Below are 22021 nucleotides of genomic sequence, written 5' to 3'. Positions count from 1 at the left end.
TCCAGCAGCTCTTTGGGGATTTTGGGCAGGTCACGCAAGGGTTTCTTTTTGGTTGGCATACATGCACCTCTTACTCATGTTATGCCCGAACACAAAATTTCTGACACCCTCGTGAGATCGAGCGCCACACCTGCCAAGGCATGCACGCCCAACCCACTGCTAACCCCAATACTGGGGAACACCGCCCACCAAAAAACCTGCCGAAACCATCCGCCATCACCACTGCAACCCAGACCGCACAAGGCCTGCAGCCCAATGTGAAAAAATTGGCACGGCAGTTGCCCTAGTCCTCCCAGACGCCCCAAGTCCATGGGCCCGTTAGCAGGAGGAACCGACTCATGCTCCGACCGATACCCAACACGCTGGCAGTGGCGATCGTCGCCGGCCTGTTCCAGCTCCCGGCGCAGGCAGCGCTGTATGCCGTCGACACTGGGCCCTATACCCCCGCCAATGGCCACTACGCCGCCTGGTACCAGGACACCCATGGCCGAACCCTCGACCTGTGCCTGTCCAAGGCCGTGAGTTCACGCGTCGCCGGCGCCCCCGGCGCACCGTCGTACATGTGCACCCTGTTGCCTGCCCCCGGCATCTTCGATGACACCAAGCCGTTGGTCTTCCCGACCAACTGGCCGGATGAATCCTTCTGGTTCACCGCCGACGCTGCCATCAACGACGCCGCCCGGGGGGTCAACCTGATCTACGTGAGCGCACTCGAAGCAGCGTTCGGTGGCGGCGACCCGGCAGAAAACGACCAGATCAGCTTCGCCCGTGTGCGGATCCGGGTCGACGTTCCCGTGGCCGGCACCTACGTGGTCACCCACCCCTACGGCGTCGAAGTGTTCGATGTACCCGCCGCCGGGCGCCGGGCGATCAACATGACCCGCGACATCGGCATCGGCTCCGCTGGCACCTATACCGGTGCCTTGAAGGGCGATATCGGGCCGTTCCTGCGTAGCGTCAACGGCCCCTACACCGAAGGCAGCGAGAAATTCATCGGCGACCCCAACCTCAACGAGCGCGTCACCGGCAGCCCGTTCAACACCAACTTCGTGCGCATCGAAGGCCCTAACGGCATCGACCTGCGGACCGACCTGTTCGCCGTTTCCGGCAAGCTTTCCGAAGTCGTACGGCCCACCCCGTTGATCCCATTGCGCAGTACCTACTCGCGGCACACCGAGAACGGCGACCTGCGCGCCCAACAGGACGTGTTCGTGCTGGCCCCGCCACCGCCCGGCAGCGCCACCCTGACCAGCCAGACCCCTAACCTGCCACTGACCGAAGCCAATGGCACGGGTACCTGGTATGCCCAGTCGGCGCTGAACCCGGCACTGCCAACCAGCATGCTGGTCAGCGCCGACAACAGCGTGGCCATCCCCACCAGCAGCGTGACCACCGCCGACATGCCGCTCACCGACCTGGTCACCATCACCAAAGCCGAATACAGCCTGGCCAACGCCACCCTGACCTTGATCGCCACCAGCAGTGACGAAACCAGCCCGCCGGCAATGACTGCCCGCACCGGCAACGGCACCTTCATTGGCAACTTCACAGGCGACGGCGCGCAGAAAAGCCTGACCGCCAACTTGTCACCCGTTCCGCCGGCCAAGGTGCAGGTCTCCAGTGCCAACGGCGGCAGCGACATCGAAGACGTGGTGCTGGTGCCATGAACAGACAAAGGCTCCGCCTTCAAGGAGGTAGCATGAACACTTGGCAACGCCGTGCGCTGTTGGCCGCCGGTTTCTCCCTCACCCTCAGCAGTGCGGCCTGGGCTGCCCTGTCCGATGTCGACCCGGGCCCCTACACCTTCGCCACCGGTGGTTTCCCGTTGTGGTACAAGGACACCAACGGCCTGTCACTGGAACTGTGCCGCTCGCACGCCGTCAGCACCCTGGTCGCTGGCGCCCCCGGTGCACCGGCCTACATGTGTACCCTGCTGCCAGAGCCGGGCGTCTTCGACGACACGCTGCCCTTGGTGTTCCCTGACAACTGGCCTTCAGAGATGTTCTGGTTCCTGGCGGAAACCAGTATTCCTGCCGTTGGCAACAGCGGCTATGAGCTCGACGCCTATGTGGCGGGCATAGAAGCGGCATTCGCGGGTGGCAACCCGGTCGACGGCGACCAGCAGAGCTTTGCCCGCATCCGTCTGCGCGTCTCGGTGCCCACTGCCGGTACCTACACCATCACCCACCCCTACGGCGTGGAGACGGTCAACGTCACCACACCCGGCCGCCGGGCGATCAACATCACCCGTGACATCGGCATCGGCGCCCCGGGCAACTTCACCGGTGCGCTCAATGGTGCAATCGGCCCGTTCATCCAGGGCTTCGGCGCACCCTATACCGCAGTCAACCCGGAGACCGGCACCACCGACACTTTCATCGGCGACCCCAACCGGCCGGAAGCGATCAAGGGCAGCCCGTTCAACACCAACTTCATCCGCATCGACGGCCCGCCCGGGCGCATCGAAACCAGCCTGTTCACCGTCTCTGGCAAGGTGCTCGACCAACGTCCGCAGCTACCGGCATCACTGGAACGGGCGACCTACTCGCGCAATGGCAGTGGCACCCGGGTGGAGGTATTCGCCAAGGCGCCAAGCAACGCCAGCGTCTGCTTCCGTAACGGCCTGGCGCTGGTCGGTACACCGCCATCGCCCTGCCAGTTCAGCATGACTTCGGACAACAACGGGCTGTTCTTCAGCCAGCAACTGAGCCAGCTGGCGCCGCCGCCGGTGGTGGTGGTGACGGCCAGCAGCAGCGACATCAACACCCAGCCGACCGCCATTTCGAGCAAGCTTTCCGATGTGGTCAAAGTCAGCACCGCACGTTACGAGTGGGCCAACAAGCGGCTGACCATCGAGGCGCGTTCCAGCGATGAGGTGGTGATCCCGGACATGGTCGCCCAGGGCTACGGCCGCCTGTCCAAGTCCGGCACCCTGCAAACACTCACCGTCAATGACGTGACTCAGCCACCGGCCACCGTCACGATCAAGTCGAGCCATGGTGGCGTGGATGTGGAGCCGGTGATCGTCGTCGGCAGCGCACCGGTGTCGGCTGCCAACCAGCCACCGCTGGCCCAGGCCGATGTCGGCAGCACCAGCGTCGGCGTGCCGCTGACGATGAACCTGCTGCTCAACGACAGCGACCCGGACGGCAACGTGCCACTGAGCATCACTGACCTCACTCAACCGGGTACCGGCCTGGGTGGCGTGGCGCTCAACGGCAGCACTGCGGTGACCTATACCCCACCGCCCGGTGCCACGCAGCCGGTGGTGGCCACCTTCACCTACCGCGCAATGGACGCCAAGGGCCTGAAGTCGGAACCGGCCACCGTGACCGTCAACGTCGCGCCCAACCAGGCACCGACCGCCAACCCGGAAACCGTGACCACCCTGGCCGCGCCGCTGACCATCAACGTGTTGACCAACGACACCGACCCGGAAGGCAACGTGCCGCTGACCGTCGTCAACCTCTCCCAGCCGGCAGCCGGTCGCGGCACGGTGAGCACTGACGGCACCACGGTCAACTACACCCCACCGGCCAGCGTCCCGACGGCGTTCACCACCACCTTCACCTACCAGGCGCGTGATGCCCTGGGCGCGGTCTCCGCCCCGGCCACCGTCACGGTCAACGTGCAGCCACGGCCTGCCGCCGGCGAGACCTTCACGGTCACCGCAGCCACCGTCCTGGCCCGCTCGAACAACCGTTACAACTGGGATGTCAGCGGGACGTCGTCAGTGACCACAGGCAATACCGTTACCGTCCGGGTGACCACCACTACCGGCGTGCAGACCCTCGGCAGCGTCGCGGTACCGGTGACCGGCCGCTGGCGCCTCACGGTAAGCAACAGCACCACGATCGTCCCGACGGCCGCACCGACCGCCACCGTGACGAGTAGCCAAGGCAGTACCCGTACCGTCGCCGTAACCGTGCAGTAAGGCCAGGAGACCGCCATGAAGTGCCTGTATCCACTGCTGCTGAGCCTGGCCCTGGCGGGCCAGGCCGGGGCCGATGACCTGATGGACAACGCCGACCTGGCGCCCGGCAACGACCTCGGTGAACCGCTGATCATCCGCCTACTGCCGGTCGGTGCCGGTCAGGCGGCGGTGATCGAGCAGCAAGGCAACGGCAACCGCGCCGCCCTCGACCAGAACGGCCAGGCCCTGCTGGGCCGCATCGTCCAGGCCGGGGGCGCGCAGGAGGCGTACATCCTGCAGGAAGGCAGTGACCTGATGGCCAGCATCAGCCAACAGGGATATGGCAACAGCGCTGCGATCCGCCAGAGCGGCACCAGCAACAGCGCCAGCATCGAGCAGCTCGGCAACAACAACAGCGCCAGTATCGAGCAGGCCGGCTCAGGCCTGAGCAGCTCAGTGACCCAAGCCGGCAATGGCCAGCGTGTTCAGATCACCCAATACCGATAGACCTGGAGGCACCACCATGTTCAAGCTCGCTCCCCTAAGCGCCGCTATCGTCCTGGCCCTGGCCGGCCAGGTCATGGCTGACGACAGCACCTCGAACCAGTCGCAGACCGGTAACCAGAACATCGCCGAGGTGCAGCAAACGGTTGCGCCGTTCGCCGCAGCCACCCAGAACCAGACCGGCAAGGGCCACAACCATCTGGCGGTGCAGGAAAGCAGCACCAGCACCATCACCCAGAGCGCCAGTGGTTCGTACAACGCTGGCTACGGCGAGCAGCTGTTCGAAAATGGCAGCCAGATCACCCAGCAGGCCTCCGGCTCCTACAACGATGCCTTCGCCAGCCAGTCGGTGGGCGAAAACAACCAGTCGCAGCAAAACCAGCAAGGCAGCGAAAACCGCTCGACCGTGTGGCAGGACACCCAGACCAACAGCCAGGCCACCACCACCCAGAGCGGCCAGCGCAACGAAGCCTTCGTCGAGCAGCTGTTCGGTGGCAGCAACAACCGCGCCAACATCACCCAGGATGGCCAGGACAACTACGCGGCCTCGGAGCACATCCTGCATAACGACGGCTATGTGCAGATCTACCAGCAAGGCAAGCAGAACTTCGCCTACGGTGACCAGCGCGACGGCAACGGCGGCACGATCGCCATCGACCAGTACGGCACCGGCCACTCGGTGGAAGTCTGGCAGGACACCCAGACCGGCAGCCGCGCCACCGTCAACCAGACCGGCCAGACCAACGAAGGCTACATCGACCAGAGCTTCGGCAAGGACAACGTCGCCAACCTGTATCAACAGGGCCAGTCCAACGCCAGCTGGTCGGATCAGTTCGAGACCAACAACTCGAACACCACCATCTCCCAAGGCGGCAAGAGCAACAGCAGCTTCACCTACCAGACTGGGGACAACCAGAGCCTGACCGTCAACAGCAAGGGCACCGGCAACAAGGTCCTGGCCAGCAACTGGAAAGGCGACAAGATGGGTGGCCAGTTCGGCAAGAACCAGACTGCCAACATCAACCAGAACGGCACCAACAACAGCGCCAACCTGACCCAGAACGGCGAGGCCCACCTGGCCACGCTGAGCCAGAAAGGCACCGGCAACACCATGCAGACCAAACAGGCCGACAGCTACAACGAGCTGTACTTCGATCAGAACGGGAGCGACAACAGCCTCATTGCCGACCAGCGCGGCACCGACAACTACGCCTACGGCTCGTCTACCGGCAGTGGCAACAGCATCAACCTGGACCAGTCTGGCTACGCCAACCAGAGCTACACCACTCAGCTGTACGGCAGTGGCAACAGTGCAACCATCAAGCAGGCTGACAGCGCCAACGTCGCCTACGTGACCCAGGGCGGCAATAACAACGCGGCCATCGTCAACCAGAGCGGCGCCTACCAGAGCGCCACCATCAGCCAGATGGGCAACGGCAACACGGCCACCGCGACCCAACACTGACCAGCTCCCCCCTTGAACCGCGGCGTCTCCTCTCCCTGGCGTCGCGGTTCCTTTTTATCTCCCTGCTTTGCACATCAGTGATGACTTGGGCCGCGTTGGGCTTACAATGCCTTGTACTCACCCACGCCACCGCCCCGATGATCCAGTCCGACCTCGACCTGTTCGGCCACCAACCACAACGTCTGGCCAGCCACACCGTGCTGCTGCCCGGCTTCGCCCTGGCCGTCATTGAGCCGCTGCTCGACGCCCTGCGCCCGGTGCTGCGCGCCGCGCCGTTCCGGCACATGCAGACACCGGGCGGCCTGAACATGGCGGTGGCGTTGACCAATTGCGGGGCGCTGGGTTGGGTCAGTGATGCCAAGGGCTATCGCTACAGCGCCACCGACCCGGTCAGCGGGCAACCCTGGCCTGCCCTGCCCCAGGTCCTGCTCGAACTGGCAGGCCGCGCAGCGGCGGCGGCGGGTTTCGAGGGTTTCGTGCCGGATGCCTGCCTGGTCAACCATTACCTGCCCGGCACCCGCCTGAGCCTGCACCAGGACCGTGACGAGCAGGACTTCGGCCAGCCGATCGTGTCGATTTCACTGGGGTTGCCGGCGGTGTTCCTGTTTGGTGGGTTGCAGCGTTCGGACAGGACTCAGCGGATACCGTTGAGCCATGGTGATGTGCTGGTGTGGGGAGGCGAAGATCGGCTGCGCTTTCATGGGGTGTTGCCGATAAAGCCGGGGGTGCATTCGCGGATGGGCGAGCGGCGAATCAATCTGACCTTGCGCAAGGCGGGGTGACCGGTAAGCAGGACCGGCCTCTTCGCGGCGGTTCGACGCCGCGAAGAGGCCAGTGCAGGTTGTTTACTGGGGCTGGTTCTGGCTAAGGAATTTGTCCACCTCTGCCTTGCCCTCCCCCGGTTCCCCCGCCACCTGCCACAGCCGCCGTTCGATACCCTGGGCCAGCAGGTGCCCCACCGCCGCCTCGATCGCCGACAGCACGCACAGCTGCGCCGGTTCGTTGGTGGTGTAGCCAACCTCCGCTTCGAGCAACTTCTTGAACTCGATGAACTTGAACACCCCGGCACTGCGGCCGATCGAGTAGATGGTCTTGCTGGTCATGACGTTGGCCAGCACCTGCCCGGTGCGCACGTCCACCGCACGCAGGTTCACCGTGACCTGGTCGACCCGGTACTCGCGGGAGATGTCGACGCCCAGGTAACGGGCGCCCTCGCCGCCACTGCGCACGTTGGTGTCGTAGGCGATGATCCCGCCTTCGAGCATCAAGTTGGCGGCCTGCAGCGGTGGCAGTTCGCTCATGATGTTCTCGGGCACGTCGGGCTTTTTCTGCGAAGCACGGATGATCTTGCGTTCGGTCAGCAGGTTCTGCAGGCCTTCACGCTCCAGCACCACGAACCAGCCGCTGGCATTCAGGGCATCCATCAGCATGCTCGCCGCCCCCTGGGTGACGCTGGTGGAGAACGAGCTGGCCGGGGTCGGTTTGTATTGCCCGGTCTGGTCGCGGAAGCCGTATACCACGGCCATCAAGCGGCCTTTGGGGCGCGGCATGTTGATCAGGTCGTAATAGGTCGAGGCCCGCGGCGTCAGGGTCGGGGTTTCCGTGTCCTGTTCGGCCGGCATCGGCTCACGCAGGCCGCAGCCTTGCAGACCGGCAAGCGTGGCGACAATCAGTAAAGTGCTCAGCAGACGTTTCATGGTGCTCTCTCCCCAGCTAAACGACCCGTCCCTCTCAGGGGTTCAGGCCACTGACCTCAATGAGCGACGTTTCTCCTGTGGCGCGGTCAGTGACCTTGATGCTCAGGGCACCGGAGTCATCAATGACATCGATCAGGAACGCGTCGGTGGCCATGCTGCCGGTCTTGCCGTTGCTGATGTTGTCCAGCAACTGCGACAGCATCCGTGACTCCAGCTGGTTGCTGAAGCGCTCCAGCGCCGAAGTGCCCCCAAAGGCAGAGGTGCGGTTCTTCAAGTCCGGGTCGTCAAAGTCGTTCTGCGCCTGGGCGTTGTTCAGCAGCCAGGTGCCGTTGAGCGGGTTGCCGCCAAACGCCGGGTTGACCGGGGTGTACACCAGCTCGGTGGCGGAGGCGGCGCAGGCACTGAGCAGCAGGCCAGCCGCAAGGCAACGGGGTATGCACGTGTTCATAGCTCATCCCTATCCAGATCAGTGGTGTCCTGCAGCAGCCGTTGCAGCTTGCGCTGAATGACTTCCTGCTTGACCAGGTCGGCGGCCGCGACGGCCTCTTCTTTTAATTGCGTGACGTTCGGCGGCAAAAAGCGCCGGTACAGCACATCACGGTCGAACTCCACGGTCACCAGGCTGCCCCAGCGGGCATCCGGGCGTTCGCGCACCACCAGGTTGAAGTCCAGGCGGCTGGTGGCGCGCAGGCGGTCGGCGAAGTAGTAGTAAAAGTCGTGGCCGATGTGCGAGATGGTGTTGTCGACGATAAAACCCTTCATCTCGTCCTCGGCGTCGGCCATGGCCGCACCCGGCACCCCGGCTGCCAGCAGCAGGCACAGGCACAGGGCGTGCAGGCGTTTCATGGCGTGTCTCCCGGGCCGGCATGGGTACGGGCGCCGCCGGCACTTTCGTTGAAGGCCTGCTCGGCGACGAACTGCCAGTCGCTGTAGTGCTCCAGGCCTTCGAAACCAGAGAACTGTGTTTCGAAGCCACTGCGCTTGAACGGGGTGGCATCGGAGCGGCTGTGCACACCGGTGATACGGCCATCGATGGCGCGCAGCAGGCCCCAGTCGTCACTGTTGGTGATCGGGTCCGGATACAGGCGGCGGATATGCCGCTTGGCCTCCGGGAAGCGGTTGTCTTCGAGCAGGTCGACCAGCTCCTTGGGGTACTGGGCCAGGCCCGGCGAGGCGCGATAGTAGCTGCGCAGGGCCTGGGCATACTGGCCACCGACCCACAGCAGCTCGCGCTCGTGCTCGCGCTGCGCAACGCTTGACCACACCGTGCCGGTAGCGGCCAGTGCGACGCTGCTGATCGCGATCAACAGCAGCACGCCCAGGTAGGTGAAGCCGGCGCTGGCCTTACCACTCCGCGAACAGGCTGCCATCACGCGCCCTCCCTGTGGCACCGCTCTTGATATCAGCGACACCGCCGGCCACGCCTTCCGGCGGTGGCACCAGCTGCCAGGCGTCGCTGCGCTCGGTGATCGGGTCGACCGGGGTATTGCGCAGGTAGCGCTGCTCCACCAGCTGCTCCAGCGAATCCGGGTAATGCCCGGTGTCGCCGTAGTAATGGTCCAGGGCTTCGCGCAGCACCGCCAGGCTCTGGCGCAGGGTGGCCTCGCGGGAGCTGTCCAGGCTGTTGAAGTAGCGCGGCATGGCGATGGTCATCAGCGTGGCGATGATCGCCATCACCACCAGCAGTTCGATCAGGGTGAAGCCTTTGCTGCGTTTCATGGCTGTCACCATTGCCCGTAAGGGATGTTGTTGAGGCCTTTGCCGCGGGCCTTGGAATACACATCGAACACATCTTCGCCTTCACGCGGGTTGTCCGGGCTGCTGGCGTAGGCGCGCAGGCCCCAACCGCCATCGTCCTCGTTCTTGGCCGCCACCAGCGGGTCGTGAGGGATACGCCGCAGGAAGTAGAACTTGGCACCCTTGGCACTGCGCACATCGCGCACGCCATCGACCAGCACCTGCAGGTTCGGCGGGTAGCCGCTGGCATCCAGGCGCTTCTCGATGAAGCCGGCGTCGAAGGCGCGCTTGTAGGCGTCGATGGCATCGCGGATCTGGTACAGCGCCTCGCGCAGTTGCTGCTCCTTGCCACGGCGCACCACTGTTTCGGTCAGGGGGGCAGCCATGGTCGCGAGCATCCCGAGCAGGGCCAGGGTCAGCACTACCTCAATCAGGCTGAACCCCTGCTGGCGGCGTTTCATGGCCGTGGGCTCACGGTGACGGGGGCGGGGGCGGTGGCCACCTGGCTCTGGACCACCGGCGCGCTGTCCCGGCTATCGCTCGGCACGTCGCCCGGCACGTCACGCACTGGCAGCGGCGCCGCCTGGCGCACCTGCATGCTCGACTCGGTGCCGGTACCGAATTCCATGTCCGACGGGCTCTGGTACGGCAGGTTGCGCACGATCCGCGGGGTGATCGCCAGCACCAGCTCGGACTTGCTCATGTCGTCCTTGTTGCTGCCAAACAACCGCCCCAGGCCAGGGATGTCGCCAAGGCCTGGGATCTTGTTGCCGCTGGCGTTGTGGTCGTTGCGCACCAGGCCGGCCAGCACCTGGGTTTCGCCATCGTGCAGGCGCAGGCTGGTCTGTGCGTTGCGGGTGTCGACCTGGACCGGGATGGTGCCTTGGCGGGTGGCCTCCAGCGGAGTGGCGTTACTCACTTCCAGGGCAATCTTGATTGCCACTTCGTTGTTCAGGTGCACGGTGGGCTGCACTTCAAGTTTAAGACCCACGTCCAGGTAGGTAACGCTTTCGGTGATCACCGGGCCTTGGGTGGACGGCACCGAGGTGGCACTGATGATCGGTACCCGCTGGCCGATGTGGATCCGCGCCTGCTCACGGTTGCTGACGCGGATCACCGGGCTGGCCAGGGTGTTGATGTCCTTGTCCTGGGCATTGATCTTGGCCTGCGGTGCCGGCGAGATGCTGATGCGGCTGGAGTTGATGCCGCGCAGCTGGTCGAGCACGCTGACCGGGTTGCCGTCGTCGGTCAGCACGCCGAAGGTGTTGGGCCATTGCAGGCCAAGGTCGAGGATGCGTGAGGTGGCGACTTCCATCACCTCCACTTCCAGCACCACTTCGGGGTTGGACTGGTCCTGCGACTGCAGCAGCTTCTCGGCCATGCGCACGGCATCGGGGGTGTCGCGCATGGTCAGGGTGTTGAGGCGTTCGTCGACGAACACGTCACGGGTCTTGAGCATGGTCTTGACCATGTTCAGCGCGGTGTTGGCGTCGATGCTGGTCAGGTAGAAGGTGCGCATGACCAGTTCCTGGTAGTCCTTGGTCTTCTGCGGCGAGTCCGGGTAGATCAGCAAGGTGTTGTCGTTGACGATCTTCTGGCGCAGCTGGTTCTGCTCCAGTAGCAGTGCCACGGCATCCTCGATGCGCACGTCACGCACGAAGATGGTGGCCTTCATGTCCGGGCGCAGGTCCTTGTCGAAGATGAAGTTGATGCCGGCGACCTGCGACAACACCTCGAAGATGGTCTTCAGGCCCGCGTCGCGGAACTCCAGGGTCACCGGGCGCTCCAGCTTGCTGCGCAGCTGCGGGTACGGCGTTGCGGTACGCGCCTGGACGTTCTCGATGTCGGTGCGCAGGGCAATGCCCTTCTGGTTCTGTGGGTCCAGGCGCAGCACTTCGCGCATGTAGCGTTCGGCGCCGAACAGGTCGCCCTGGCGCAGCGCGGCCTGGCCCAGTGCCACGCGCTCGTCGAGGGTGCGGATCAGCTCCAGATGGCGAATGCCTTCCTGGGCGCGGCGGTTGTTCGGCTCGATGGTCAGCACCCGGCTGTAGCCCATGCGCGCGCTGGTGAAGTCGTGGCGGATGCGGTCGGCATCGGCCTGGCTGATCAGCGCTTCCACTGCGGCCTGGCGCCCGTGGGCCAGGGCGATGTTCAGCTCGGTGTCGCGCGGGTTTTCGCTCAGGGCTTCTTCCAGGCGGGCGATGCCGGCCTCGTATTGGCCTTCCTTCATCAGCTCGGCGCTGTCCTTGCGCACCCCGCTGGAGCCGCAGCCGGCAATGGCCACGCACAGCGCCAGGAGCATGAACGGAGCAGGCTTGCACAGTTTCGACGACTTCATGGTGCGCTCCCTACAGACAAGGTCTGTGACTGATGCAAAGGCAGGTAAACCAGGTCCAGCTCATTGGCCGAGACTCTGTCGAGGCGATAGGTACTGTCGATCACGTCGCCCTTGCGCACGACGTACAGCTTTTCTCCGCTCTGCAAGAAGATCTGCAGGTCGTCGCGGTCGCCCATGCGACCGACGAACTGGAACGGCAGCGCTGGGGCGGTCGGGGCTGCGGTCACCACGGGTGCGGTGGCTACAGGTTGTTCGGTGACGGTGGCCAGGGTTTGTGGCTTGGCCCATTGCTGGGCTGGGAACAGATCCCTGGAGGCCTGTGCGGGCCCTTTCGCCGGCAAGCCGGCTGCCACAGGGTCGGTGCTTGCCTGGGCATTGGTGTTGGCTGCCTTGCCGGCGATCGGCGCCGCCTCTTCGTCCTGGTTGAACCAATGCCCCGGCGCCCATGCCAGTGCTGCCGACACGCCGAGGAACCCCACCCACATCACTGCGCGTTGTGTGTTCATCACGACCTCGACAGGTAGAGGGTCAGGCGTACCCGGCCGTTGAGTTCGGTGTCGCCGACGGTCTTGCGTTTAAGCTCCAGGTCTTCCAGCACCAGTGTCGGCAGCTGGCCGATCAGGCCGCGCAGGAAGGCGCGGATCTGCGGGTAGCTGCCGCGCACCGGCAGGATGATCTGGTAGCGCGACAGCTGGGTCTTGGGATCGACACCCAGGGCGTACTCGCCACGCGCCAGGCTGATGTGCTCGGCACTGGCCAGGTGATACAGGCGCTCGATCAGTTCGCTCGCTTCAGGCTGCCCGGGCAGTTGCTGGCGCAGGCTGTCCAGCGCCTGCTGCTCGGGTTTGACGGCGATCTTCAGCTCGCCGCGCTTGACCCGTTCGACCTGCACGCTGGCATCGGCTTGGCTGGCGCGCAGTTCGCGCACGGCTTGCCATTCGGGCACTACACCGGCCAGCGCAATACCGACGGCAAGTGCGGCGACGGCGCCGGCGCCCAGGCCGACCGGGCCGATGCGGCGCAGTTGCTCGTGGAGGATAAGGCTAGGGACGCGCATGGCCGGTCTCCCAGGTGGCGGTGAGGTTGAAGCGCACCGGGTGCTCGGGCTGCCCGGCCACCACTTCGTGGTTGAGCAGCGAGACATCGCTGAGCTCGGCGCTTTGCTCCAGGCGCTGGTGGTACTGCAGCATGGCTTCCAGGTTGCGGGCCTCGGCGGTGATGCGCACCTGGCCCTTGCGGGCATCCGGGGTCAGGGTAAGCAGCGCGACGTCTTCCTGCGGCTGCGCTTCGAGCATGGCGAACAGCTGTTGCCAGGGCCGTTGCAGTTGCTGCGAGACGCTGCGCATCTGGGCCAGGCGTTCGGCCTGCTCGCGGCTGGCGGCGCTGTTCTGCGGGGCGACCGGGGCCGGGCGGCGGCCCAGTTGCAGTTCCAGGCGGTGCACCTGGGCTTCCAGGTCTGCCTGCTCGACCTGCAGCTGCTGTTGCAGCAGCACCAGCCCGGCGACTGCGACTGCGCCCAGGGCCAGCAGCGACCAGGCCAACGGGCCGCTGCGACGGGGCTGAAATTCCAGGTCGAGGCGGCGCATGTCAGGCCACCGCCCGCCACATGGCGCACAGCGGGTCGCTGTCGCCGGCGGGCCGGCACAGCTGCACCGCCGCCAGTTGCGGCACATCGCCGCGCCCGGGGGCATGCAGGTAGACCCGTGGCAGATGCTCGCCGTACAGCTCGCAGGTGCGCTCGATCAACGCCTGCAGGGCCTGGTCGCTATCGGCGCAGCCCTGGGCCAGCACCTGTTGCCAGGCACCGCCGGCAGCCAGCAGCAGCACACTGCGGCGCGGTTCGGCGAGCACGAACAGGAAGTCGCCCTGCTCCAGTTGCGCCGAGCAGCGGTTGTAGGCCGCCATCAGGTAAGGCTGCACCGAGCGCAGGCTCAGGCGGCTTTCCCGGCCCAGGTTCTGCAGGCCTTGCAGCAGGGCTTCGGGCAGCGCGGTGGCGATGCGTGCGGCACCGGCTGGCTCGGGCGAGAGGACGATGCGCCAGTCGTCCAGCGACTGGCCGTAGAGGTTCTCGAAGCAGGCCCGGGCGTAGGCATCCAGCTCGCCTGGCTGGCCGATGGCGTCACTCCACGGCACCAGGCAGAAGCGGCTGTAGCGGGCCGACAGCAGCACGCGCAGCTGCGCGCCTTTGACGGCGTGTTCGGCCAGCAATGCACTCAACGCTTGCAAGGCCGCTGCCCAGGCCGGCTGCGCGGCATCGCAGGTGAACTCGCGGCTGCCCAGCCACTGCGTTTGATTGCCGTGCGCGCGACCCAGGCCGACACCTTCGGCGCCCAGTACGGCGCTGTATCTATAAGAGCCATGCTCAAATGAATGTGACACGGTTGATCTCCTCAAGAGTGGTGCGGCCATCACGGACCAGGTCCAGGGCCGAGGCACGCAGCAGGCGCAGGCCGCGTTGGCAGGCCAGCTGCTTGATCTGCGACAGGGGGCGGCGTTCGACGATCATCTGCCGCAGGTCGTCGTCCAGGTGCAGCAGTTCGGCAATCGCGCTGCGGCCGCGGTAGCCACTGCCACGGCACTGGCCGCAGCCTTGGGCGCGGACGAACTTCCAAGCGGTGACCGCTGCGCGGGTCAGGCCCGAGGCGGTCAGGGTGTCGTCATCGACCTCGCACGGCGTGCAGCAGTGCGGGCAGGCCAGGCGGATCAGGCGTTGGGCCAGCACGGCATTAAGGGCAGAGACGAAGCTGTAGGGGTCGACCTGCATCTGGCTGAAGCGGCCGATCACATCGAAAACGTTGTTGGCATGGATGGTGGTGAACACCAGGTGGCCGGTCAGCGCCGACTGCACGGCGATCTGGGCGGTGTCGGGGTCGCGGATCTCGCCGACCAGGATCTTGTCCGGGTCGTGGCGCAGGATCGAACGCAGGCCGCGGGCGAAGGTCAGGCCCTTCTTCTCGTTGACCGGAATCTGCAGCACGCCGGGCAGCTGGTACTCGACCGGGTCTTCGATGGTGATGATCTTGTCCACGCCATGGTTAATCTCGCTGATCATGGCGTACAGGGTGGTGGTCTTGCCGCTGCCGGTGGGGCCGGTGACCAGGATCATGCCGTAGGGCTCGGCCGCCAGCCGGCGCAGGGCGCGCAAGGTTTCATCGGCAAAGCCCAGGGCCTGCAGCTGCACGCCGCTGACGCGGTCGGACAGGTCCTGCTTGTCGAGCACCCGCAGCACCGCATCCTCGCCAAAGATGCTCGGCATGATCGACACACGGAAGTCGATCTGCCGCTCGCCAATGGCGACCTTGAAGCGGCCATCCTGAGGTACGCGCTTTTCACCGATGTCCAGTTCGGCCATGACCTTGATGCGCGAAATCACCTGGTCGGCGAAGGCGCTGCCGCTGGCCTTGCCGGCGCCATTGAGCACGCCGTCGATGCGGTACTTGATGACCAGGCCTTGGCCAGTCATCCCCAGGTGGATATCGCTGGCGTGCTGCTTGAGGGCGTCGTACAGGGTCGAGTTGACCAGCTTCACCACCTTGCTCTGGTCTTCGCTGATGCTGGTCAGCGACAGGCGTTGCAGCGGGTCGATCTCCCCGCTGGCTTCGCCGTCATGGTCGAGGGCGTCGACGGCGTGGAAGCTTTCTTCGTGGCGGGCCAGGAAGGTGGCCAGGTCGGCAGCGTGGGCCAGGTACAGCGGCGCACCCGGCAGATTGTCGTCGATCCAGGCCAGCCGGGCGTGGTCGAAGGGGTCGGCGAATACGCCGATCAGCTCGCCGTCCTGCTCGATCAGCACGAACTCGCGCTTCAGGCACTGGGCCAGGCTGACCTTGTCGAAGCGTGGGCTGCTGGCCAGCAGGGCCTGGGTTTCCAGCACCGGATAATGCAGGGTCAGGCCAAGGCGATGGATGAAGCGGTCGGGGGTTTCGTTGGCCAGGCGCTCCAGGCAGTTGAGCAGGCGCTCGTCGCCAGCTTGCAGACGGGCCTGGGCCAGGAGTTCGCGGGGGTAGGCACTGTGCTTGCCTGCACGTGTATCGAGTACGTCTGACATGGCCTGCGACTCCGCTCAGGGGCGCGTCGCAGGCTGGCTTGGCCAGGGCAGCGGGCGCCGCTATTCCCCGGTGAGCAGTTGTTCGTCGTCAGGTCCTGGGGGCTTGGCGCCATTACGGCGGCGATCGGCCAACACCCAGCTGCCATCGTACAACTGCAAGGGGAACGATTCGTTCCTGTTCTGGCGTCGTTCGACAAACCCTTCGGCTGGATCGTCAGTGGCCCTGCGCCGGCGCTCGATGCCCATCAGGTCGAAGATCGCGCGGGCCAGTTCCGCCAACGGGAACGGCTTGAACAGGACATGACTCACGCCAAGTTCGGCGGCTCGCTCACGGACTTCGACAGTCGGGTGGGCGGTGATCAGCACGAAATGGCACTGCCTGTTCTTGCGCACGGCCTCCAGGACCTGAAACCCCTCCATGTCGGGCAAGCGGTAATCCAGCACAATCACTTTCGGTGCCAGGCTCTGCGCCTGCTCGATACCACTGGCACCGTCGTGGGCGACGTGAACTTCCAGGCCTTGCGCCTGCAGGTACGCTTGCAGGTTCTGCGCAAGGGTCTGTTCGTCATCGACTACCAATACTCTGTTCACCAAGGTCGACTCCCAAATACTGCCCGGTTGCCCGGTTTGCGAAGTGCGGCCTCGATAAGGCTTGAGCAGGCTTCGTGCCAGGCGTGAATAGTCATCTCGCACCACTGTAAGTCATTGATTTTGCTAGGCCGCGCTAGGCCCGGCAATACAGGCACAGGCCCGGTTCCCCACATCCGGGGAAGGTGATGGCACTTTGCCAAACCGGTATTCCCCAGCATTGGGGAAACCCATTCGAGGGCCTCAGTCGGCGATTTCCACTGTAGCGGATTCGCGCAAACGTTGGCGCACGGATTGGCGCGCCTGCGCCTGCAATTGGCCGATGAGCGCAGCCTTGGCCAGCGCCAGGCCCGGTTCGGGTATGACCGACGTACTATCACTTTGGTTCTGCGCTCCTTGCAGGATTTGCCGGTTGGCCTGGTAGAACGCCGCGACTTCGGCCTGGCTGGGCTCGTCTACCGCGCTGAGCTGGGCGTACACCTGCTGCGCGGCCATTTCGTGGCGCACGTAGTCAGCGTACTCCGCCCGATCGAATCCTGCATCTGCAAGGCGCCTTTCGAACAGCGCCGGGCTGCCGAAGGCTGCTTCGATTTCACCTACCTGCATTGCTATCTGCTCATCACTGATGTGAATGCCCTGGCGCTGGGATTCCTGCCAGAGCAATTCCTTGTCGATCAGCTCGTCCAGTGCTTGCACGCGCAGGCGCTTGTACAGCGTCGGGTTGCGGATGCTGGCCACTGCCCTGCCCTGGGCTTCCAGGTACTCGGTGAAATAGCGCTCCAGGCGCATCAGGTCGATATCCACGCCGTTGACCCGCGCAGCGGGCACGTCGGCCCAGCTCGCCTTGGCGATCACCAGCAGCAGGCACAGCAACAGGATACGCATGGCCACCTCCGCTCAAGGGCTGTCCGGCACTGGCCGGTACGGGGCAACAGCGGTAAAGCGAGGCCCGGGCAGCGCCACCGCGACGACATGGGCACCGGCCATGCCCTGGCGGCGGCCGGGGCCGAAGCCCAGCGCCGGGGTCAGGCCGGTGTCGACATCGTGCAGGCCCTCCAGGGCGGCCACCAGCTGTTCGCGGCTGGCATCGCGGCCAATCTGCTTCAGGGCCTCGGACAACAGCCGCAGGGCGCACAGGGTGCTGACCTGCAACGACGCCTGGCGCGGGTCGAGGCCCTGGCGCTGTTGCAGGCCGGCCAGGGTCGCCATGCCCTGCTCGGTCCAGTCGCCCGGCACGAACGGATAGGCCAGGAACACCCGTTGCGACCATTGTGCTGGCAAGCCGGCCAGCGCTGCCGCCACCTGGCTGGAGGCGGCGAACAGGTAGGGCTCACGACCTTCGGCCTGGAGCGCCTGGGCCAACTCGGCAAAAGCCTGGGCACGGCCGATGAAGACGATGCCCTGGCCTTCGACGGCCTGGCCGTCAAAGGCCTGGATCGGTGCTGGCGTCCAGCCTTGCTGACGCAACCGTTCGCGCACCTGCTCGGCCAATACAGCCTGATCGTTGCCGGCGTACACCACGCGCAAGCCGTCGGGTGCCAGGCCCAGGGCGCCCTTGGCATGGGCGGCCAGGCTCAGCAATTGGCTAGCAATACCCGGCAAGGGGTCGAAAATCTGTGAACTGCCCCCGCTGCGCGGCGTGCTGCCGATCAACGGCACACCCCGTTGTTCGAGCAGTGTCGGCAGTTGCTGATCGAGCATGGGCGACAGCGGCGTAATCAAGCTGAACACCTGCTCCTGATCCAGGAGGCGCTGCAAGGCGCGCTCGGCGCTGGCCTGATCGGTGCCAGTATCGGCCACCACCAGTTGCAGGCGTCGGCCATGAATGCCGCCCTGCTGGTTGATCTGCGCCACGCCATCCTCCAGCACGGCACGCACGACATGCCCGGCGTCTGCCAGCGGGCCATTGGTTGGGAGCAAGGTGCCCAGGCGCAGCACGCCGTCCTCCACGCCGGGGTCGCGTTCTTCACCCAGGCGTTTGAGGTAGGCCGTGAGGTTGCGCTGGTCAGCCAGGGTCAGTTCGAAGCGCGGCATGGCCGGGTCCAGCCGCTGGCCCGCCGGATCGACGCCGTGCTGGATGGCGCGGGCCAGCGTGCCGTCGCTGTAGGCCGGGTAGCGGCGACCGTTGCTTTGCCGCTCGCCCTGCCCCAGCGCCAGGCGCTGCCAGTCGAGGCTGGGTGGGCGTAGCCCGCCTTCGGCGCGCCCGCGCCCATCAAGGCCGTGGCAGCTGGCGCAGGGCAGTACGCTGGCGGGCACGCTCATGTCGCTGGCGCCGACGCGCGCCAGCAACTGTGCATCGCTGCTCGACACCCCGTCCCGGTACAGGCGCTTGCCGGCCTGTTCATTCGGCGTGAGGTCGAGCGCCAGCGCCGGGCCACAAAGGGCCACGCTGAGCAGCATCGCCCAGGGCTTCATGGCTCAGCGCCCAGCCAGCGGTTGCGCCAGCAGCTGCATGCGCTGGGCGATGGCGGCGGGGGGTGCATCCGGGCGGATCTTGCTCCAGCGCTTGCCGGCCACGTCACCGGCGATCAGCTGGGTCGAGTGCTGCTCAGGGCTGGGCAGGAACTGGCCGATACGCCCCAGCACTCGATCGACATCGGCCTTGTCACCGGTGAGGAACAGCCAGTTGGCGCTGTCCACGCCTTGCTTCTCGGCGAAGGCCTTGAGCGCTGCCGGGGTGTCGTTGAGCGGGTCGCTGCTGATCGACACGAAGGTCACCTGGCTGGCCAGCTCCGGCCCCATGGCATCGCGCACGTCACGCAGCTTGCGGGTGATCAGCGGGCAGGCATCGGTGCAGTGGGTGAAGATCACGTTGAGCATCACCACCTTGTCCTTGAGCACATCGCTGTAGAAGCGCAGTTCGCGGCCGTTCTGGTCCTTGAGCACGGTGTCGGTGAACCAGGTCTGCGCATCGCGGGTACCGCCGCCGCTGGCCATGGCCGGCGGTGCCGGTTGTGGGCTGGGCGCCTGCGGCCCATGGCCCTCGTGGGCGAACGCCACCGAGCTGAGGATCCACAGTACGGCCACCAGGGCCAGCCAGTCGGTGCTGCGCATCGTGGTGTGGCGGGCTGCGCTGCTCATGGCTGCACCTCACTGTGTTCGGCAATGGCGGTGCTCTTGGCGTGCACCCGGCGGGCACTCAGGCGGTTGATTTCCTCGACCAGCACGGCCGGGTCGGTGAAGCCGTAGTAGCGGGTCCAGTGGCCCGTGCGGCCATCCCCCACCAGGATCAGCGGCGGATGCTGGCTGAGGTCGGCACTGAAGCTGCCCAGGCCCTTGAGGGTTTCGGTAATGGCATACTGCGAGCCGGTCAACCAGCTCCAGCCCGGGCCATGCTGGAAGGCCTTGGCGTAATGCTGCAGGCGCTTGGCGTCGTCACGCTGCGGGTCGACACTGATCGACACCAGCTGGATCTCCTCGCCCACGCGCCCTCCCAACTGTTGCTGGACCTTGCCCATGATCGACGACACCACCGGGCACACCGTGGTGCAGCTGGTGTAGATGAAGCCCATGACCACCAGGCGCTCGCCTACCAGGTCCTGCTCCAGGCGCACCGGCATGCCATCCTGGTTGAGCAGCGGAACATCGACAAAGCGCACGCTGGCCTTCTCCTGGTGCGCTGCCGGCGGCTGCCCGGCGTGGCCGTCGTGGTCATGGCCGGCATGGGCCAGGGCCAGGTTGCTGGCCAATGCCAGGCTCAGGGCAAGCAGCTGGAAAGAATGCTTGGCGTTCATCGCACATGCCTCACTTCGGTCTGGGAAGCGGTAGCCGCCGCGGCGGGCAGCACGCGCAGGCTGGTGTAGTTTTCTTCGGCGAACTTGCGCCCGAGCGAGGGTGACTGCACATGCAGGTACCAGGCTCCGGCTTCGGGCAGGGTCAGCGCCGCCTGGTACACGCCCTCACCCACCTCTTCGAGCGGCAGGTTGCGCGGCAGCGACGAAGGCGCCAGGAAGTAGCGCAGGGTCAGGTCGCCAAGGCCCACCCGTGGCCGGCCGTCGTCGCCGACGATGCGCACCTTGGCGGTGAACACCGTTTGCTGCGGCATGGGCTGGTCAAGGCCGATGAACTCGGCATGCGCCCCCCGGCGCTTGCTTGCATCCGGTGCGGCAGCCACCTCGGTGCTGAAGCAGTGGATGATCTGTGGCTGGTTGAGCAGGAAGGCCACATCGAACGTGCCCGCCGCCGGCATCTTCACTGTCGAGCCATACACCCCCGGTGCCAACTCGCGCAGGCTGCGGTCGATGACCAGGGTCGCGCGGGCCTGGTGGCCACGGTTGTTGTAGCCGGACATCGGGGCGTTCATGCCTTCGGCATAGAAGTAGGTGGTGTTGTCCACCGGGTTGACCACGAATACCGAGTTGTCGTCACGCGACACCGACAACCCCTGGGCCAGTGGCAGGTCACCGGCCTGGCGTGGCGCTGCGGGGCCGGCGTCGAAGCCCTGCACGATCGGCTGGCGCCCTTCGCCCAGGCTGCTCAGGTTGATCATGCTGACCTTGGGCGAGGCCAGGCCACGGATGTAGGCATAGCCTTTGGTGAAGGTCAGCTGGTACGGTTCGGCCGCCACCGGAACACGGTGGATCAGCTTGTCGGTACTGGCATCGATCACCAGGGCCTGGTTGTCCAGGGTGTTGAGCACGATGCCGTAGCGGCCATCGCCGCTGAAGCGCATCGGCCCGAGGCCCTGCTCGGCCTTGACGATGTGGCGCAGCAGATGGCTGCGGGCATCGATCACCCGCACCGTGCCCTCTTCACCGTCAGCCACGTAAACCGCCTGGGACAGCGCCGAGTAGGCCACCGACAGCGGGTGCGGGCCGACCTCCAGGGTTTTTACCAGGCGCATCTGAACGATGTCGATGACGCTCAGGGTGCCGCCATCGCGGTTGCTGACAAAGGCGTAGCGCGAGTCGGCGCTGAAGGCGATTTCGTGGTGCCCGGAGCCGGTGGCGAACGACTTCAGGGTGCTGCGTGAGGGGACGTCGATCACCGTCACCCCGCCTTTGGCCGGGTCGCTGCTGTTGTTGCCGACCCACAGCCGCTGCTGGTCTGGCTGCATGGCCACGCGCACCGGCGACTCGCCGGCGTCCAGGGTGGCCACGCGGGTGAAGGTCTCGGTATCGATCACCGCCACCTGGCCACGCTCCGGGATCGACACGAATACCTGCTTGTCGTCGCTGCTGGCCGTCCAGTCCATGGGCCGGCCCGGCAGGTCGATGCGCGCCAGGGTGCTGGTAATGCCGCCCACCGACACGGTCGGGTCGATCACGGTCAGGCTGGCGTCCTTGTTCAGCACCAGCAGGAAGTAACTGTTCAGGTCCAGCAACGGCCGTGCACCAATGCTGCTTTTGAGGAACAGCGCAACGCGGGCCTTGCAGCTCTGGTCACGGTTGCCGCCTTCGAGCGGTGCCGCCTGCGCCGGGTCGATCCAGGCACCCGGGGCCATGCCCGACAGCGGCTGGCCGCTGGCCTGGTCGGTGACCTTGAAGCGGATGTTGGCAAAGGCCCCTTCGCGCAGATCGCCGCCGGCCAATGGCCGCGCCTCGAACTCCACCGTCACGCCATCGCGGCTGAGCCGATGCAGGCCCTGCAGGTCGGCAGGCTCCTGCAGCAGTTCGCGCGGGTCGCACCAGAGTTTTTCATAAGCCATCCCCAGGCCGATCAGCGCCGCCCCCAGCACTACCCCCAGTACTGCGGGCCGAGTCTTGTTGTTCTTGTACATGCTCGCGCTCCCCTT

At 65.7% G+C, this 22021-nt stretch carries 23 protein-coding genes; 5 read left to right on the top strand and 18 right to left on the bottom strand.

Annotated elements, in window-relative coordinates; genetic code table 11:
• Positions 1-338: 338 nt before the first annotated feature.
• The 5 genes from ABE528_RS20280 to alkB all read left to right on the top strand — a co-directional run bounded on the left by ABE528_RS20280 (position 339) and on the right by alkB (position 6664).
• Positions 339-1667 (top strand): hypothetical protein, encoded by a 1329-nt coding sequence (locus ABE528_RS20280; RefSeq protein ID WP_346653910.1) that lies wholly within the window; start codon positions 339-341, stop codon positions 1665-1667.
• 32 nt (positions 1668-1699) lie between these two features.
• The gene (locus ABE528_RS20275; RefSeq protein WP_346653909.1) at positions 1700-3934 is read left to right on the top strand and encodes an Ig-like domain-containing protein; all 2235 of its coding nucleotides are present in this window, start codon (positions 1700-1702) and stop codon (positions 3932-3934) included.
• Positions 3935-3949: 15 nt separating this feature from the next.
• Positions 3950-4420: a curlin gene (locus ABE528_RS20270; protein ID WP_346653908.1), complete on the top strand. Its 471-nt coding sequence runs from the start codon at positions 3950-3952 to the stop codon at positions 4418-4420.
• A gap of 16 nt (positions 4421-4436) precedes the next feature.
• Positions 4437-5882, top strand: a complete 1446-nt coding sequence (locus tag ABE528_RS20265; protein ID WP_346653907.1) for a curlin — start codon at positions 4437-4439, stop codon at positions 5880-5882.
• 137 nt (positions 5883-6019) lie between these two features.
• Positions 6020-6664 (top strand): DNA oxidative demethylase AlkB, encoded by a 645-nt coding sequence (gene alkB / locus ABE528_RS20260; protein ID WP_152955243.1) that lies wholly within the window; start codon positions 6020-6022, stop codon positions 6662-6664.
• Positions 6665-6727: 63 nt separating this feature from the next.
• Here alkB and ABE528_RS20255 read toward each other — a convergent pair whose 3' ends face one another.
• From ABE528_RS20255 to ABE528_RS20170, 18 genes are all read right to left on the bottom strand, one after another.
• Positions 6728-7579, bottom strand: a complete 852-nt coding sequence (locus ABE528_RS20255; protein WP_346653906.1) for a CsgG/HfaB family protein — start codon at positions 7577-7579, stop codon at positions 6728-6730.
• 34 nt (positions 7580-7613) lie between these two features.
• A complete protein-coding gene (locus ABE528_RS20250) occupies positions 7614-8027 on the bottom strand; it encodes a curli assembly protein CsgF (RefSeq protein ID WP_152955247.1) in 414 nt (137 codons plus the stop codon).
• Positions 8024-8425 carry a curli production assembly/transport protein CsgE gene (gene csgE / locus ABE528_RS20245; protein ID WP_152955249.1) on the bottom strand — a complete coding sequence of 134 codons (402 nt, stop codon included), beginning with the start codon at positions 8423-8425 and terminating at the stop codon, positions 8024-8026. Before csgE ends, ABE528_RS20250 begins: the two co-directional genes overlap by 4 nt.
• A complete protein-coding gene (locus ABE528_RS20240; RefSeq protein ID WP_346653905.1) occupies positions 8422-8949 on the bottom strand; it encodes a type II secretion system protein in 528 nt (175 codons plus the stop codon). Before ABE528_RS20240 ends, csgE begins: the two co-directional genes overlap by 4 nt.
• Positions 8924-9298 (bottom strand): type II secretion system protein, encoded by a 375-nt coding sequence (locus ABE528_RS20235; RefSeq protein ID WP_054885274.1) that lies wholly within the window; start codon positions 9296-9298, stop codon positions 8924-8926. Before ABE528_RS20235 ends, ABE528_RS20240 begins: the two co-directional genes overlap by 26 nt.
• Before the next feature lie 5 nt (positions 9299-9303).
• Positions 9304-9777: a type II secretion system protein gene (locus ABE528_RS20230; RefSeq protein WP_346653904.1), complete on the bottom strand. Its 474-nt coding sequence runs from the start codon at positions 9775-9777 to the stop codon at positions 9304-9306.
• Positions 9774-11654, bottom strand: coding sequence for a secretin N-terminal domain-containing protein (locus ABE528_RS20225; protein ID WP_152955255.1), 1881 nt, complete (start codon positions 11652-11654; stop codon positions 9774-9776). The genes ABE528_RS20230 and ABE528_RS20225 overlap by 4 nt, the downstream gene beginning before the upstream one ends.
• Positions 11651-12160, bottom strand: a complete 510-nt coding sequence (locus ABE528_RS20220; protein ID WP_346653903.1) for a hypothetical protein — start codon at positions 12158-12160, stop codon at positions 11651-11653. The genes ABE528_RS20225 and ABE528_RS20220 overlap by 4 nt, the downstream gene beginning before the upstream one ends.
• Positions 12160-12711, bottom strand: a complete 552-nt coding sequence (pilO, locus tag ABE528_RS20215) for a type 4a pilus biogenesis protein PilO (protein WP_346653902.1) — start codon at positions 12709-12711, stop codon at positions 12160-12162. Before pilO ends, ABE528_RS20220 begins: the two co-directional genes overlap by 1 nt.
• Positions 12698-13240 carry a PilN domain-containing protein gene (locus tag ABE528_RS20210; RefSeq protein ID WP_152955261.1) on the bottom strand — a complete coding sequence of 181 codons (543 nt, stop codon included), beginning with the start codon at positions 13238-13240 and terminating at the stop codon, positions 12698-12700. The genes pilO and ABE528_RS20210 overlap by 14 nt, the downstream gene beginning before the upstream one ends.
• Before the next feature lies 1 nt (position 13241).
• Positions 13242-14063, bottom strand: a complete 822-nt coding sequence (locus tag ABE528_RS20205; RefSeq protein ID WP_346653901.1) for a hypothetical protein — start codon at positions 14061-14063, stop codon at positions 13242-13244.
• The gene (locus tag ABE528_RS20200) at positions 14017-15699 is read right to left on the bottom strand and encodes a GspE/PulE family protein (RefSeq protein WP_152955266.1); all 1683 of its coding nucleotides are present in this window, start codon (positions 15697-15699) and stop codon (positions 14017-14019) included. The genes ABE528_RS20205 and ABE528_RS20200 overlap by 47 nt, the downstream gene beginning before the upstream one ends.
• A 60-nt stretch (positions 15700-15759) precedes the next feature.
• A complete protein-coding gene (locus ABE528_RS20195) occupies positions 15760-16293 on the bottom strand; it encodes a response regulator (protein WP_152955268.1) in 534 nt (177 codons plus the stop codon).
• Between the two features lie 237 nt (positions 16294-16530).
• A complete protein-coding gene (locus ABE528_RS20190) occupies positions 16531-17172 on the bottom strand; it encodes a SurA N-terminal domain-containing protein (protein ID WP_152955270.1) in 642 nt (213 codons plus the stop codon).
• Positions 17173-17184: 12 nt separating this feature from the next.
• The gene (locus tag ABE528_RS20185) at positions 17185-18702 is read right to left on the bottom strand and encodes an ABC transporter substrate-binding protein (protein ID WP_346653900.1); all 1518 of its coding nucleotides are present in this window, start codon (positions 18700-18702) and stop codon (positions 17185-17187) included.
• A 3-nt stretch (positions 18703-18705) separates the two neighbouring features.
• Entirely contained in the window at positions 18706-19368 is a 663-nt protein-coding gene (locus ABE528_RS20180) for an SCO family protein (protein WP_152955273.1), read from the bottom strand.
• On the bottom strand, positions 19365-20021 hold the full coding sequence (locus tag ABE528_RS20175; RefSeq protein WP_346653899.1) for an SCO family protein: 657 nt from the start codon (positions 20019-20021) through the stop codon (positions 19365-19367). Before ABE528_RS20175 ends, ABE528_RS20180 begins: the two co-directional genes overlap by 4 nt.
• The gene (locus ABE528_RS20170) at positions 20018-22006 is read right to left on the bottom strand and encodes a cytochrome D1 domain-containing protein (protein ID WP_152955277.1); all 1989 of its coding nucleotides are present in this window, start codon (positions 22004-22006) and stop codon (positions 20018-20020) included. Before ABE528_RS20170 ends, ABE528_RS20175 begins: the two co-directional genes overlap by 4 nt.
• Between the last annotated feature and the right edge of the window lie 15 nt (positions 22007-22021).

The sequence above is a fragment of the Pseudomonas sp. TWI628 genome (genome assembly GCF_039673865.1).
GTDB lineage: Bacteria > Pseudomonadota > Gammaproteobacteria > Pseudomonadales > Pseudomonadaceae > Aquipseudomonas.
The sequence above is the reverse complement of the archived record's forward strand: the minus strand, read 5'-3'. Positions and strand labels throughout refer to the sequence as shown.

Coding starts and splice junctions, on each gene's coding strand:
- ABE528_RS20275 (WP_346653909.1), top strand. CDS start 1,700: ATGAACACTTGGCAACGCCGTGCGCTGTTGGCCGCCGGTTTCTCCCTC.
- ABE528_RS20235 (WP_054885274.1), bottom strand. CDS start 9,298: ATGAAACGCAGCAAAGGCTTCACCCTGATCGAACTGCTGGTGGTGATG.
- ABE528_RS20240 (WP_346653905.1), bottom strand. CDS start 8,949: ATGGCAGCCTGTTCGCGGAGTGGTAAGGCCAGCGCCGGCTTCACCTAC.
- ABE528_RS20255 (WP_346653906.1), bottom strand. CDS start 7,579: ATGAAACGTCTGCTGAGCACTTTACTGATTGTCGCCACGCTTGCCGGT.
- ABE528_RS20270 (WP_346653908.1), top strand. CDS start 3,950: ATGAAGTGCCTGTATCCACTGCTGCTGAGCCTGGCCCTGGCGGGCCAG.
- ABE528_RS20170 (WP_152955277.1), bottom strand. CDS start 22,006: ATGTACAAGAACAACAAGACTCGGCCCGCAGTACTGGGGGTAGTGCTG.
- ABE528_RS20200 (WP_152955266.1), bottom strand. CDS start 15,699: ATGTCAGACGTACTCGATACACGTGCAGGCAAGCACAGTGCCTACCCC.
- ABE528_RS20250 (WP_152955247.1), bottom strand. CDS start 8,027: ATGAACACGTGCATACCCCGTTGCCTTGCGGCTGGCCTGCTGCTCAGT.
- pilO (WP_346653902.1), bottom strand. CDS start 12,711: ATGCGCGTCCCTAGCCTTATCCTCCACGAGCAACTGCGCCGCATCGGC.
- csgE (WP_152955249.1), bottom strand. CDS start 8,425: ATGAAACGCCTGCACGCCCTGTGCCTGTGCCTGCTGCTGGCAGCCGGG.
- ABE528_RS20185 (WP_346653900.1), bottom strand. CDS start 18,702: ATGAAGCCCTGGGCGATGCTGCTCAGCGTGGCCCTTTGTGGCCCGGCG.
- ABE528_RS20190 (WP_152955270.1), bottom strand. CDS start 17,172: ATGCGTATCCTGTTGCTGTGCCTGCTGCTGGTGATCGCCAAGGCGAGC.
- ABE528_RS20220 (WP_346653903.1), bottom strand. CDS start 12,160: ATGAACACACAACGCGCAGTGATGTGGGTGGGGTTCCTCGGCGTGTCG.
- ABE528_RS20175 (WP_346653899.1), bottom strand. CDS start 20,021: ATGAACGCCAAGCATTCTTTCCAGCTGCTTGCCCTGAGCCTGGCATTG.
- ABE528_RS20205 (WP_346653901.1), bottom strand. CDS start 14,063: ATGGCCGCACCACTCTTGAGGAGATCAACCGTGTCACATTCATTTGAG.
- ABE528_RS20225 (WP_152955255.1), bottom strand. CDS start 11,654: ATGAAGTCGTCGAAACTGTGCAAGCCTGCTCCGTTCATGCTCCTGGCG.
- alkB (WP_152955243.1), top strand. CDS start 6,020: ATGATCCAGTCCGACCTCGACCTGTTCGGCCACCAACCACAACGTCTG.
- ABE528_RS20230 (WP_346653904.1), bottom strand. CDS start 9,777: ATGAAACGCCGCCAGCAGGGGTTCAGCCTGATTGAGGTAGTGCTGACC.
- ABE528_RS20180 (WP_152955273.1), bottom strand. CDS start 19,368: ATGAGCAGCGCAGCCCGCCACACCACGATGCGCAGCACCGACTGGCTG.
- ABE528_RS20265 (WP_346653907.1), top strand. CDS start 4,437: ATGTTCAAGCTCGCTCCCCTAAGCGCCGCTATCGTCCTGGCCCTGGCC.
- ABE528_RS20210 (WP_152955261.1), bottom strand. CDS start 13,240: ATGCGCCGCCTCGACCTGGAATTTCAGCCCCGTCGCAGCGGCCCGTTG.
- ABE528_RS20280 (WP_346653910.1), top strand. CDS start 339: ATGCTCCGACCGATACCCAACACGCTGGCAGTGGCGATCGTCGCCGGC.